Below are 13,083 nucleotides of genomic sequence, written 5' to 3'. Positions count from 1 at the left end.
CTTGGCTTTCCTTATGCGTTAGCGGCGGCGGTGGTAGACGGTGAGGGTGTCGCTGCCAAGCCGGCATGCGGGGCCCATGTCCCATCGGCCATGGGCGGCGGAGAGGGTTTCCAGCCCGAGATCGCCCACAGCGGCAAGGCCGGGACCAACCAGGATCGGCGCGCGATAGAGCAGCAGGCGATCGACCATGTCGGCTTTGAGGAACGCGGCGGCAGCGCCCGCGCCCCCTTCGACGAACAACCACTGCGCATCACCAAAGGCGCCGGGCGCGGTAATATCGGCCGCGGCGCGCCAACCCTGCGGCGCGGAGCCACGGGTCAAGACCCAGCGCTGCGGGCTGCGGGCTTCCAGCCCTGGCAGCCGCACATCGAGCCGAGGAACATCGGCGCGCAGCGTGCCGCCGCCCACCAGGATGGCGTCGGCCCGCGCGCGCTCGGCATGGCAATGGGCGCGCGCCTCTGGCCCGGTAATCCACTGGCTTTGCCCGTTGGCAAGCGCGATCGCGCCATCGAGCGTCAGCGCGAGCTTGAGCGTGACGTGCGGGCGGCCCGCCGTGGTGCGCAGCAGGAAGCCAGCCAGCGCCGCCGCACACGGCGCGGATGGCACGAGATCGGTGGCAATGCCCGCTGCGCGCAGCCGCGCGATGCCGGCGCCAGCGGTGCGCGGATCGGGATCGGTCTGCCCCACCACCACCCGCGCCGGGCGGGCGGCCACCAGCAGATCGGCGCAGGCCGGTCCGCGGGCAGAAGTGTGGGCGCAGGGTTCAAGGCTGACATAGACGGTGGCGCCCCGTGCATCGCTACGAAGCGAGGCCAGCGCTATCGCTTCGGCATGGGGGCGGCCGCCGGTCTGGGTCCAACCACGCGCGATCACGCGGCCGGCGCGCACGATGATGCAGCCCACGGCGGGGTTGGGCGCGCTCAGCGGGCGGCCACGGGCAGAGAGCGCGGCGGCCGTTGCCAGCCAGCACGCATCGTCTTCAGGGCTTGGTGGCATCAGGCGCGGGCGTGGGGACGGTCGGCACCGGCTTGCCCGTGATCTGGCGATAGAGCGCGGCGTTCTTTTCGGCCTCGGCCTTCTTTTCGGCGGCACGTTCCTTGGTGCCGTCGTCATACATCTTTTGCGTGTCGATGCCGGTGGCGGCGCCGACCGCCTTGTACATCTTGCGGATGTCTTCCTGACGCTGCTCTTCGGCGGCTTCCTCGGCGTCAGCCTTTTTCTGCGCGGCGATGTTGCCCTTGATGATATCGGCATCGCTGCGATCGGCCCGCCAGGATTCGAAATAGATGATCGTCGGTGGGCGCGGCAGGCCGCGGCCTTCCTGCTGGGTCATCAGATAGAAGATGCCCCCTGTCACCAGCCCGGCCATAATCAGCGCGCGCGTGCGGTATTCGCTGGGCGCGCCAAGCACCTGCCAGAAATCCCGCACTGCGCGCAGCGGGGAGACATTGCGGAAAAAGCCTTTCATCGCGCTTCAGATAGGGATCAGAACGGCGGAAGGCAAATGAGTCGCCGGTTTTGCCAGGCCAGCTTATCCGAACAAGCGATAAAGCCCGCGCCCTTCGGCCTTGAGCCAGCGGTTGGCGGCCGTGACGCTGCCTTCGAACAACTGCGCGAGCAGGGCATGGAATGCCGGGCTGTGGTCGAAATGGACAAGGTGGGCCACCTCGTGCGCCACGACCGAGCGGCGCACGGCATCAGGCGCCATGATCAGGCGCCAGTTGATGCGGATCGTGCCGTCGGACGCGCAGCTGCCCCAGCGTCGCTTGGCGCTCGACAACCCGAGCGGCGGCACGGCCACCCCGGCGCGCGCGCAATAGTGCGCCAGGTCTGCGGTGCACAGCCGCAGCGCTTCTGCCGCCAGCCAGCGCTGCACCCGCGCGGGCAGTTGCTCCACCGGGCCGCCCACCAGCAAGGCGCCGTCGTCCACCACCGGGCGGCGCGGATTGCGGGTGTCCCACGACACCGTGAGCACGTCGCCGCGAAAGGGCAGGGTGCAACCCGGCGCCAGGTCCAGCGGCGGCGGCAGGCGATCGAGCTGGGCGGCCAACCAATCGGCCCGCTCGCGCACAAAGGCCAGGGCATCGGCGGTGCGTGCCCAGGTGGGCATCGAGACGCGTGCGGCGCTGCCATCGGGCGCCAGCCGCAAGGTCATCCGCCGGGCCTGGCGCAGGCGGCGCACTTCCACGGCCAGGGCGCGGCCGGCCACGTTGACCACCGGCGCAGGTGCCTGGGCCGCTTCCGGTTCGGCAGCGCGGCGCAGCCAGTCGATCACGGCAGGCGAAAGCCGATCGGCGCACGCGGGCTGCCAGGCGCGTCGCCATCCCATTCCACATCGCTGACGATGTGGTTTTCCAGCGGGCCGGCCACCACTTCGCTGATCGCCTTGCCCACCACCGAAACCCCGGCGCGGTGCACGGCCTGGCGATCGCCGCTTTCCAGGTAGTGCCAGGCGGGCAGCGGCTCGCCGGCGGCGCGCAGGCGATAGGCGCAGGTTGCCGGCAGCCAGGCCACTTGCGCCACCAGGCGCGGGGTCAGCCGCAGGCAATCGGGCACCATCGCGCGGCGGTGGCGATAGTCGCTGCAGCGCGCGGTCTTGGTGTCGAGCAAGCGGCAGGCGACGTTGGTGTGATAGACTTCGCCGGTGTCTTCGTCTTCCAGCTTGTGCAGGCAGCACTTGCCGCAGCCATCGCACAGCGCTTCCCATTCATCGCGCGATAGCGTTTCGATCGGGCGATCCCAGAAGCGGTCCTGCGATGCGCCGGTATCGGGGGGCGTGGCCATGTCTCAGCGCACCCAGCGCGTCAGTTCGGCGGCCACGGCCTCGCCGTTCTGTTCCACCGGCAGCAGGGCAATCGGCTTGCCATCGGGCCCCATCAGATAAGCCGCGCGGCTGTGGTCCATCAGATAGGCCTGTGGCGCGGCGCCCTTGGGTGCGGCGCGCTTCTGGTAATAGACGGCAAATTCCTTGGCTACGGCGGCAATCTGGTCGGCACTGCCGGTGAGCCCGACCAGTTCCTTGCCGAAATTGCCGGTGAACTGCGCCAGCACTTGCGGCGTATCGCGGGCCGGATCGATCGAGACGAAGATCGGCACGAGGCGGGTGGCCTTGTCCGGGTGCGCCTTGGCAAAGGCGTGATAGCCCTGCATCAGGTTGGCGGTGTCGAGCGGGCAGACATCGGGGCAATAGGTGTAGCCGAAATAGAACACGGTATATTTGCCGGCGAAATCGGCGGCATGCACGGTCTTGCCGGCCTCGTTCACCAAAGTGAAATCGCCCCCCAGCTGTGCCCCGGCCAGCGGCGCATCCGATGCCGGCGCGGCATTGTTGCAGGCCGCCAGCGGCAGGGTGAGGGCGGTGGCCAGCGCCAGTGCCGACAGGCACTTGCGGGCAATAATCGGCAAGAACGAGGGGTGATCCATGGCGTGGCGGTTCATGCTCTGCTAACAGCGCGCTTGCAAGGGCCACGTGCACCGTGGCCACGCCAGAGGAGGAATGCAGCCGTGTCGATCAAGAGGGCCAATTCGCGCCGCATCGCTCTTGCCCTGTGCGCCCTGGCGCCTGCTGCGGTGCTGCTGCCGGCCGGCCCGGCGCTGGCCCAGTTCTCGGAAAGCTACAAGTTCCTTGATGCCGTGCGCAAGAAGGACGGCGACAAGGTGAACGAGGCGCTGCAAAATCCTGCCAGCCAGATCGTCAACACCAAGGACGTATCGACCGGCGAAACCGCGCTGCATATCGTGACGCAGCGGCGCGACCTGCTGTGGATGCAGTTCCTGGTGGGCAAGGGTGCCAACGTCAACGCGCGCGACAACAAGGGCGTCACGCCGCTGGTGGTGGCCGCCAACCTTAATTTCCTGGAAGGCGTGGACTTCCTCATTTCGGTGGGCGCGCGGGTGGATGATCCCAACAACACCGGCGAAACGCCGCTGATCACGGCGGTTCACGGCCACAACCTCGCCATGGTGCGCGCGCTGCTCAAGGCCGGCGCCAACCCCGATCGGCCCGACAATTCCGGCCGATCGGCCCGCGACTATGCCACGCTCGACCATGCGGAGGCGATTTCGGACGAGCTTGAGGCCGCCGCCAAGAAGCGCCAGACCGGCAAGGCGGCGCAAACCTATGGCCCCACGTTCTGATCACTGATGCGTTGATGTTCCAACCCGGAGACTTGCCATGATCGCCATGCCCGATGCGGCCACGCTGGAAACGCTCGATCTCGATCAGCTGCGCATCGAACTCGCGCCGTTGGTGGCCGAAGCGGCGATGTTCGACGGCTGGACCGGCGCGGCGGTGGACAGTGCCGCGCTCGCCGTTGGGCTCGATCCCGCGGTGGCGCGCCTGGCCTATGGCGTGGGCGAAAGCGGCGCGGCGATGACGATGATCGCCGCGTGGATCGCGCGGATCGATGCCGACATGGCCCGTGCCCTGCCCGCCAGCGAACTGGCCACACTCAAGATTCGCGAGCGTATCCGCCGCTTGGTGCAGTTCCGCCTCGATGCCCTGTCGGGCATGGAAGAGGCGCTGCGCCGCGCCCTGATCGAGATGGCCCGCCCGCGCAACAGCGCTCAGACGCTCAAGCTGGGCTGGCACAGCGCGGACGCCATGTGGCGCCTGGCGGGCGATACCGCCACCGATCTCAACCATTACAGCAAGCGCGCGACGCTGGCCGCGCTCTATGCCGCCACGCTGGCCGTCTTTGCCGAGGACCGCAGCGAGGACCATGCCGACACGCGCGCGTTCCTTGATCGCCGGATCGAGGGCGTGATGCGCTTTGAAAAGCTGAAAGCGGGCCTGTTCAAGCGTGAGGGCGAGCGGTTCAGCCCGGTGCGCATGCTTGGCCGGCTGCGCTATCCCGCCCGCTGACCCGTTCGCTCACCCATTCGCGCGTGCCGCCAGGCCGTTTGATGAATTGACCGCGATCAATCTTCTTGCGAACGACTTGCATAAGCGGCTGGGCTATGGCAGCGGGGCTGCTGTGACGCTCGATGAACTACCGCTGGGCCACGATGCCCGAATCGCCTCGGTCGATTGGGCCGCGCTGGTGCCTGAAGAGGCGCAGCGCCTGCGCGCGCTGGGCTTTGACGAAGGGGCGCAGGTGCGCCTTGCCTATCGCGGGGTGTTCCTGGGCCGCGATCCCCTGGCGATCGAGATCGGGCGGATGACCGTGGCGCTGCGCCGCATCCATGCCCGCGCGATGCACGTGGAAGAGCTGGCGGCATGAGCAGGGGGCCATTTGTCGCCGCGCTGGTGGGCAATCCCAATGCCGGAAAATCCGCGCTGTTCAACGCGCTGACCGGCGCGCGCCAGAAGATCGCCAACTATCCAGGCGTGACGGTGGAGCGCAAGGCCGGGCGCCTGCTGCTGCCCAGCGGCGAGCCGGTCGAACTGGTCGACCTGCCTGGCTCCTATGGTTTTGCCGCCACCAGCCCTGACGAGGAAGTGACCCGCAAGGTCATCATGGGCGAGCAGGTTGGCCAGGTGCGTCCTGACGTCCTGGTCATTGTGCTCGATGCCTCCAACCTCGAACAGCATCTGGTCTTTGCCCAGGAAGTGCTGGAACTGGGCCGGCCCACCGTGGTCGCGCTCAACATGGTCGATCTGGCCGCGCGCGATGGGTTGACGATCGATGCTGCCGCGCTCGCTGCCGAACTGGGCGTGCCGGTGATCGAAACCGTGGCGGTGCGGCGCAAGGGGCTGGCCGAGCTGGCCGCGGCCATCGCCGTGGCCCGCGACACTGCCGCTGGCGATGAAACCCCGGCGGCGCGCGTGCATGTGACGCTGCCCGAACGCCGGCTGCTGGCGCGGCAGATGGCGCAGGGCGCTACGCTTTCCGAAACCGCGCGCCATCGCATCCATGCGCGCATGGACCGGGTGCTGTTGCACCCCTGGCTGGGGCCGCCGGTGCTCTTTGCCCTGCTGTTCGTGGTGTTCCAGGCCATGTTTACCTGGGCCAAGCCGTTTCAAGACGGGCTGGATGGCGCCGCCTCTGCCCTGCAGGATCTGGTGCGCAGCGAATTGCCCGCCTCGTTGCTGCGCGATCTGCTGGCCGACGCGATCATTGGCGGGGTGGGCGCGGTGATCGTGTTCCTGCCGCTGATCCTCATCCTGTTCTTCTTCATCCTGGTGATGGAGGCGACCGGCTATATGGCACGCGCCGCGTTCCTGATGGACCGCATGATGGCCGGCGTGGGCTTGTCCGGGCGCAGCTTCATCCCGCTGCTGTCGAGCTTTGCCTGCGCCATTCCCGGCATTATGGCCACGCGCAGCATCACCGATCCGAAGGACCGGCTGACCACAATCCTGATCGCCCCGCTGATGACCTGTTCGGCGCGGTTGCCGGTCTATGCCGTGATCATCGCGGCGTTCATTCCCAACACGCGGGTGCTGCCGGGCGTGGGCCTGCAGGGGCTGGTGCTGTTCGGGCTCTACGTTGCCGGCATCGTCGGTGCCATGGTCGTGGCGCTGGTGCTGCGCCGCTCGATCACCAAGGGCGCGGCCTCGGGCTTCATCATGGAGCTGCCCAAGTATCAGCTGCCCACGGTCAAGGATCTGGCGCTGGGCCTGTGGCAGCGCGCCTGGGTATTCCTGCGCCGCGCCGGCACGATGATCTTTACCGTGACGGTGGTGCTGTGGCTGCTGCTCAACTTTCCGCGCGCCGAGCCGGGCAAGAGCCAGGTCGATGCCTCGATCGCCGGGCACATTGCCAATGGCCTCGCCGTGGTGGTCGAACCGATCGGTTTCAACCGCGATATCGCGCTGGCCCTGATCCCGTCGATGGCCGCGCGCGAAGTGGCGGTGTCCTCGCTCGCCACCAGCTATGCGGTGGACAACAGCGACGAGGATGCGCAGGGCCGCGCCCTGGGTGACGAGCTCAAGCACCACTGGAGCCTGGCGACCGCGCTGGCGTTCCTGGCGTGGTTCGTGTTTGCGCCGCAGTGCATGTCGACCATTGCGGTGACCCGGCGTGAAACCAACGGCTGGAAGTGGCCGGGCTTCATGCTGGGCTATCTCTTTGCGCTAGCCTACGCCTTTGCCGGGATCACCTATTGGACCGCGGTGGCGTTCGGTCTGGGGTAGTTTCCCCGCCTTTCTTGTGCGACAGACTCGCACAGCAAGTTCGGGATGCGCTAACGTCCGCGCCTGAATTCCATAGGGACGAGATTCGATGGCAGGCAGCGTCAACAAAGTCATTCTGATCGGCAACCTGGGGGCCGACCCGGAGATCAAGTCGTTCCAGAACGGCGGCAAGATTGCGAACCTGCGCATTGCCACCTCGGAAAACTGGAAAGACCGCAACACCGGCGAGCGCAAGGAGCGCACGGAATGGCACAGCGTCGTGATCAACGGCGATGGCCTGATCGGCGTGGTCGAACGCTTCCTGCGCAAGGGCAGCAAGGTCTATATCGAAGGCCAGCTGCGCACCCGCAAGTGGCAGGACCAGAGCGGCAATGACCGTTACAGCACCGAAGTGGTCGTGGCCGGTATCGGCGGCGCGCTGACGATGCTCGACGGCCCGCAGGGCGGTGCAGGCGGTGGTGGCGGCGGTCAGCGCTCTGGCGGCGGCGGTTGGAACGAGGGCGGCTCGAGCAGCGGCGGTTCGCGTGGTGGCGGCAGCGGTGGCTTTGGCGGCGGTTCGTCCTCGGGCGGCGGCAGCACCTGGAACCAGGGCGGCGGCGGCGGCGGCTTCGCCGACGATCTGGACGACGATATCCCGTTCTGATCGCGCCATCTGTACGCGATGACCGGCCCCCTCCTTGGTTCAAGGAGGGGGATTTTTTATGCCGGCGTCAGCGGCCGCAGGCGTCGTAATAGCCGGCGCGGCAATCGGACACAGCCTGGCGCCAGGCGGCCAGGTCGCGCTGGTATTGCGCCTGCGCCTGGGCATAGCCGCCATCATTGTCATAGCCATATCCCGCGCCATAGCCGTTGCTCTGGCTGCGCGAGGCTTGCTGGCGATATTCGCGGGCCCAGCGGGCATCGCGCTGGCGCACGTAGTCCAGCTGGGCCTGGTTCATGCGGCGGATCGCCTCATGATCGCGCATCCGCGCGGCGCTGCTGCGCATCGACGGATCAGCAGGATCATCGGCGCGTGCTGCACCGGGCAGCGCTGCGGCGATCAGCGCCGCAGCCAGTAGTGGAGTGACCCTCATGGTTCTTGTCCCTTTGCGTATCCCGGCAAAGGCATAGCAAGGCGGGGAACCGGCGGGCAGGGCGCTTGCGACGAATGGTTCCGCAGTTGGTCTCAGGTTCCGCGCGTGTCGCCGTAGAGGTGAATGTGCAGCCGGTCAGTCATGCGCCAGCCGTGCTCCAGGGCGAGCGCAGACAGCCACTTCTCGCGGTCGCGCAGGGTTGCGCTGTCAGTGCCCTCGGGCATCACGAACAGCCGCTCACCGGGAATGGCGTAGTGGGCCTGGAGCGCGGCCACTTCGGCGCAGTCTGCCGGGCTGGCCACCACGAACTTGAAGAATGCGCGCGGGTCAGCCGCCCATGCGGTCAACCGCTCGGGGATCAGGGCCAGTTCCGCCGGATTGCCCGAATGCGCCAGCTTGGGCGAGACGTTGAACTGGTCGATCAGCGGATCGATCGCGGGCGTGGGCGCTACGGTGCCGTTGGTCTCGATCTCCACATGCAGGCCGGGCCGCGCCTGTTTGAGCGCGGCCAGCACGCGGGCCAGCGCGGCGGCCTGCAACAGCGGCTCGCCCCCGGTCACCACCACACGGTCTTGCGGAAAGGCCAGCAGACGGGCGACTACCTCGTCTTCGGGCAGGATCAGCTGGTTGCTGCTGCGCTCGAACGCCTGGTCATCGCGGTGGGGGCGATTGTCGCCGGTGAATCGCCAGGTATAGGCCGTGTCGCACCACTGGCAGGCCAGGTTGCAGCGCGACAGGCGGATGAACAGCGACGGCCGTCCCGCCGATGGTCCTTCACCCTGCAAAGAGGCGAAGATTTCCGGCTCACCGGGGGTGGTGGTGGCGAGGGCGATGGTCATGGGCGTTGCTGGTGGCTTCGCACCACCCCCCGACCCCCTCCTCTGAAGAGGAGGGGGAGCACCGAGGTCAAAGCCCCCTCCTCTTCAGAGGAGGGGGTTGGGGGTGGTGCGAGGTACAGCACGATGGTTTGTTACCCCAGCCGCGCCAGCGCGGCGGCCAGGCGCTGGCTTTCCGCGCTGTGGTGGGCGTGGTCGGCGCGGGCCTTTTCCACCGCTTCGGGCTTGGCGCGTTCGACGAACGAGGGGTTGCCCAGGCGGCCTTCCAGGGCCTTGGCTTCCTTTTGTGCGGCGGCCAGGGCCTTTTCCAGGCGGGCCTTTTCCGCGGCGATGTCGATGATCCCTTCCAGCGGCACGACCAGCGTGGCATCGCCCGCCACGATCTGCATGGCAGCGCCGGCCGGCGCCGGGGCAAAGTGGATCGCCGAAAGGCGCGCCAGGCGTTCGATCGCGGCCGGGTTGGCGGCGATGATCGCGGCGGTGCGTTCGCTCGGCGCAGCCAGATAGGCATCGAGCCGGGCGCCAGGCGCGATGCCCAGTTCGTTCTTGGCGGTGCGCAGCGCGGACACCAGCGCGATCAGCCATTCCACTTCGGCCTTGGCATCAGCGTCGACGCTGGCCTGCGGCGCGGGCCAGCGGGCAACGATCAGCTCGTTGTCGCGGGCGCCAAGTGCGTGCCACAGTTCCTCGGTCACGAAGGGCATGAACGGGTGGAGCATGACCAGGATCTGGTCGAGCACCCAGCCGGCCACGGCGCGGGTTTCATCGTCGAACGAACCCTTGATCAGCTCGATGTACCAGTCGCAGAACGTGTCCCACACGAAGTGGTAGATCGTGTTGGCTGCCGCATCAAAGCGGAGGTCGGCCATCGCCTGGTCGAGCGCAGCAACGGTTTCCACCACTTCGCCCACGATCCAGCGGTTGACCGCGCTGGTCGCCTGTGGGGCTTCCAGCGTGGTGGAGGCGGCAATACCGTTGGCCTGGCAGAAGCGCGCTGCATTCCACAGCTTGGTGGCGAAGTTGCGATAGCCCTCCACCCGCTTCTCATCCATCTTCACGTCGCGGCCCTGGCTTTCCATTGCCGCCATGAAGAAGCGCAGCGCATCGGCGCCGTACTTGTCGATCAGGCCGAGCGGATCGACCACGTTACCCTTGGACTTGGACATCTTCTGCCCATCGGCCGCGCGCACCAGCCCGTGCAGGTAGAGCCGCTTCCACGGCACTTCGTTCATGAAGTGCAGGCCCTGCATGGCCATGCGGGCATCCCAGAAGAACAGAATGTCAAAGCCCGAAACCAGCAGGTCGTTGGGATAGTGGCGCTGCACCAGCGTGGTATCGTCGGGCCAGCCCAGCGTGGCGAAGGGCCACAGCGCGGACGAGAACCAGGTGTCGAGCACGTCTTCGTCGCGGGTGAGCGGCTTGTTGCCGGCAAGGGCCTGCGCCTCTTCCTCGGTTTCCGCGACATAGGCCTTGCCGTCGGCATCATACCATGCCGGAATGCGGTGACCCCACCACAGCTGGCGCGAGACGCACCAAGGCTGGATGTTTTCCATCCAGTTGAAGAAGGTCTTTTCCCACGACTTGGGCACGATTTCGATGGCGCCTGAACGCACTGCCTCGATCGGCTTGCGGGCAAGGAATTCGGCATTCACATACCACTGGTCGGTCAGCCAGGGTTCGATCACCACGCCGCCGCGATCGCCATAGGGCGTCTGGATCGTCCGCGGTTCGGCGTCGTGCTCGGTTTCGTTGCCTTCCTTGTCCTTGGTGACATGGGGCACGAGCAGGCCTTGCGCCTTGAGCGCCTCGACCACGGCCTTGCGTGCATCGAAACGATCGAGGCCGACGAACGCCTCGGGGATCAGGCCATCGACGGTCTGCACCACCTTGGCCTCGGCATCGAGCATGTTGAGCATGTCGCGTGCTTCGATGCCGGCGCGCTTGCCCACTTCAAAGTCGTTGAAGTCATGGCCGGGCGTGATCTTCACCGCGCCGGTGCCCAGCGCCGGATCTGCGTGTTCGTCGGCCACGATCGGAATGCGCCGGCCCGTCAGCGGCAGCACGACATGCTTGCCGATCACGCTCTTGTAGCGTTCGTCGTCGGGGTGCACGGCCACGGCCATGTCGGCCAGCATGGTTTCCGGGCGCGTGGTGGCCACCACGATATGATCGGCCCCGCTGTCGAGCGTCACGCCATCGGCGAGGGGATAGCGGAAGCGCCAGAAGTGGCCCTGCACCTCGCGCGTTTCCACCTCGAGGTCGGAAATCGCGGTCTTGAGCTTGGGGTCCCAGTTGACCAGCCGCTTGTCGCGGTAGATCAGGCCCTGGTTGTGCAGATCAACGAAGACCTTGACCACCGCGCGGGTGAAGTGCGGGTCCATGGTGAACTGCTCGCGGCTCCAGTCCATCGAGCAGCCCAGGCGGCGCAGCTGGCGGGTGATGGTGCCGCCGCTTTCCGCCTTCCATTCCCACACCTTGTCGACGAACTGCTCGCGCGTGTAGTTGGTGCGCTTGTCCTGGTTCGCTTCCAGCTGGCGTTCCACCACCATCTGCGTGGCGATGCCGGCGTGGTCGGTGCCTACCACCCACAGCGCATCCTTGCCCTTGAGGCGTTCGTGGCGGATCACGATGTCTTGCAGCGTGTTGTCCAGCGCATGGCCGATATGGAGCGAGCCGGTTACGTTGGGCGGCGGGTTCACGATGGTGAACGGGGTGGCATCGGGGCGTTCCGGGCGGAACAGGCCCTTGCCTTCCCAATGGCCATACCAGCGCGCCTCGATAGCGCCCGGTTCGAACGTCTTGGCCAGCTGGTCCTGGCCCGATTCCTGCTGCGTAATGGTCTCGCTCATGGCTGGCGCCTTGCCAGTTGCCGCCCGCTATCGCAAGCGGCCGCGGGAACGGAAAAGCCGCTTCCCGCGTTTCGCCGCACGTGATGCACTTGTCGCCCCCTCCATTTTCGCCCATGAAGTGGGCAGGATGAGAGCCTTAGCCGATTTCACGATAGAGCCGGGCCAGGGCGGTGGCGGCAATGTGCTGCACTTCAGCGGCCCGATGGTGGTATCTTCCCTGGGTCTGGTCGACCGGCGCCTGCGCCAGATCGCCGATCCGGTGGACGAGATCGACGTCAGTGACGTGGAGCGGATGGACACCGTTGGCGCCTGGACGGTGTGGCGCCTGTCACAGCAGCTCGGCGCCAAGATCGTCAATTGCCGCGACGAGGCCGAACGCCTGATCAACGCGATCAGCAAGACCGACGAGAACCGCGAAAGCATCCGCGCTCCGCGCCTGCCGCTGATTGAGCGCGTGCCCGATGAAGTGGGCAAGATGGTCATCGCGCTGGCAGTGGGCTTCTTGCAGATCATCGGCTTCCTGGGCCAGGCGATTTCGGCGATCGGCATGACGCTGCGCCATCCGCGCCGCTTTCGCGGACTCGCGCTTGTCCATCAGATGGAACTGGTGGGCGTCAACGCGCTCGGCATCGTCGGGCTGATGAGCTTTTTGGTAGGCGTGGTGATCGCCCAGCAGGGGGCGGTGCAGCTGCAGCAGTTCGGCGCGGAAATCTATACGATCAACCTCGTCGGCCGCCTGACCCTGCGTGAGCTGGGCATCCTGATGACCGCGATCATGGTCGCCGGGCGATCGGGATCGGCCTTTGCCGCGCAGCTGGGCACGATGAAGCTGACCGAGGAAGTGGACGCCATGCGCACGATCGGCGTCTCGCCGACCGAGGCGCTGGTGTTGCCGCGCATTCTGGCGACGATGATCATGCTGCCCCTGCTGGGCATCTATTCGTCGGTGCTGGGCATCATCGGCGGCGCGTTTCTGGGCTCGGTGTCGCTGGGCATTCCGTTCCTCACCTTCCTGGCGCGCATCCAGGAAGTGGTGCCGATCCACGACGTGTGGGTCGGGCTGGTCAAGGGGCCGGTGTTCGGCCTGATCGTCGCGCTCGCCGGCTGCTACCAGGGCATGCAGGTCAAGACCAATGCCGAGGAAGTGGGCACGCGCACCACCTCTGCCGTGGTGCTGGCGATCTTTACGGTGATCGTGCTCGACGCCTTCTTTGCGGTGTTCTTCACCAAGATCGGCTGGGGGTGAG

Annotated in this window: 14 protein-coding genes; 6 read left to right on the top strand and 8 right to left on the bottom strand. The window is 66.9% G+C overall.

Annotated features, from left to right (window positions below; genetic code table 11):
- Positions 1-18: 18 nt before the first annotated feature.
- The 5 genes from ribD to FHW97_RS17340 all read right to left on the bottom strand — a co-directional run bounded on the left by ribD (position 19) and on the right by FHW97_RS17340 (position 3,438).
- A complete protein-coding gene (gene ribD, locus FHW97_RS17360) occupies positions 19-996 on the bottom strand; it encodes a bifunctional diaminohydroxyphosphoribosylaminopyrimidine deaminase/5-amino-6-(5-phosphoribosylamino)uracil reductase RibD (RefSeq protein ID WP_171799348.1) in 978 nt (325 codons plus the stop codon).
- Positions 980-1,468, bottom strand: coding sequence for a hypothetical protein (locus FHW97_RS17355; RefSeq protein WP_183533829.1), 489 nt, complete (start codon positions 1,466-1,468; stop codon positions 980-982). The genes ribD and FHW97_RS17355 overlap by 17 nt, the downstream gene beginning before the upstream one ends.
- Before the next feature lie 63 nt (positions 1,469-1,531).
- Entirely contained in the window at positions 1,532-2,275 is a 744-nt protein-coding gene (locus FHW97_RS17350) for a M48 family metallopeptidase (RefSeq protein WP_054132163.1), read from the bottom strand.
- Positions 2,272-2,784 carry a YcgN family cysteine cluster protein gene (locus FHW97_RS17345; protein WP_171799347.1) on the bottom strand — a complete coding sequence of 171 codons (513 nt, stop codon included), beginning with the start codon at positions 2,782-2,784 and terminating at the stop codon, positions 2,272-2,274. The genes FHW97_RS17350 and FHW97_RS17345 overlap by 4 nt, the downstream gene beginning before the upstream one ends.
- Positions 2,785-2,787: 3 nt before the next feature.
- A complete protein-coding gene (locus tag FHW97_RS17340) occupies positions 2,788-3,438 on the bottom strand; it encodes an SCO family protein (protein ID WP_171799346.1) in 651 nt (216 codons plus the stop codon).
- 66 nt (positions 3,439-3,504) lie between these two features.
- Between FHW97_RS17340 and FHW97_RS17335 the strand changes: the two genes are divergently transcribed.
- The 5 genes from FHW97_RS17335 to ssb all read left to right on the top strand — a co-directional run bounded on the left by FHW97_RS17335 (position 3,505) and on the right by ssb (position 7,721).
- A complete protein-coding gene (locus FHW97_RS17335; RefSeq protein WP_022677229.1) occupies positions 3,505-4,137 on the top strand; it encodes an ankyrin repeat domain-containing protein in 633 nt (210 codons plus the stop codon).
- 46 nt (positions 4,138-4,183) lie between these two features.
- Positions 4,184-4,864 carry a COQ9 family protein gene (locus FHW97_RS17330; RefSeq protein WP_171799374.1) on the top strand — a complete coding sequence of 227 codons (681 nt, stop codon included), beginning with the start codon at positions 4,184-4,186 and terminating at the stop codon, positions 4,862-4,864.
- Between the two features lie 112 nt (positions 4,865-4,976).
- Entirely contained in the window at positions 4,977-5,222 is a 246-nt protein-coding gene (locus FHW97_RS17325; RefSeq protein WP_062785299.1) for a FeoA family protein, read from the top strand.
- Positions 5,219-7,078, top strand: a complete 1,860-nt coding sequence (locus FHW97_RS17320) for a ferrous iron transporter B (RefSeq protein ID WP_171799345.1) — start codon at positions 5,219-5,221, stop codon at positions 7,076-7,078. Before FHW97_RS17325 ends, FHW97_RS17320 begins: the two co-directional genes overlap by 4 nt.
- Positions 7,079-7,166: 88 nt before the next feature.
- A complete protein-coding gene (ssb, locus tag FHW97_RS17315; protein ID WP_107717053.1) occupies positions 7,167-7,721 on the top strand; it encodes a single-stranded DNA-binding protein in 555 nt (184 codons plus the stop codon).
- Positions 7,722-7,788: 67 nt separating this feature from the next.
- On the opposite strand, the gene FHW97_RS17310 is transcribed toward ssb, so the two are convergent.
- The 3 genes from FHW97_RS17310 to FHW97_RS17300 all read right to left on the bottom strand — a co-directional run bounded on the left by FHW97_RS17310 (position 7,789) and on the right by FHW97_RS17300 (position 11,836).
- Entirely contained in the window at positions 7,789-8,151 is a 363-nt protein-coding gene (locus FHW97_RS17310; RefSeq protein ID WP_022677225.1) for a hypothetical protein, read from the bottom strand.
- A gap of 92 nt (positions 8,152-8,243) precedes the next feature.
- Complete coding sequence (locus FHW97_RS17305) at positions 8,244-8,990, bottom strand: 7-carboxy-7-deazaguanine synthase QueE (protein WP_171799344.1); 747 nt, start codon at positions 8,988-8,990, stop codon at positions 8,244-8,246.
- A 131-nt stretch (positions 8,991-9,121) separates the two neighbouring features.
- A complete protein-coding gene (locus FHW97_RS17300) occupies positions 9,122-11,836 on the bottom strand; it encodes a valine--tRNA ligase (RefSeq protein WP_171799343.1) in 2,715 nt (904 codons plus the stop codon).
- Between the two features lie 127 nt (positions 11,837-11,963).
- On the opposite strand from FHW97_RS17300, the gene FHW97_RS17295 reads away from it, so the two are divergent.
- A complete protein-coding gene (locus FHW97_RS17295; protein WP_028658108.1) occupies positions 11,964-13,082 on the top strand; it encodes an ABC transporter permease in 1,119 nt (372 codons plus the stop codon).
- Position 13,083 lies beyond the last annotated feature (1 nt).

This window comes from Novosphingobium sp. SG754 (genome assembly GCF_013149315.1).
Taxonomy (GTDB): Bacteria; Pseudomonadota; Alphaproteobacteria; order Sphingomonadales; family Sphingomonadaceae; genus Novosphingobium; species Novosphingobium capsulatum.
The sequence above is the reverse complement of the archived record's forward strand: the minus strand, read 5'-3'. Positions and strand labels throughout refer to the sequence as shown.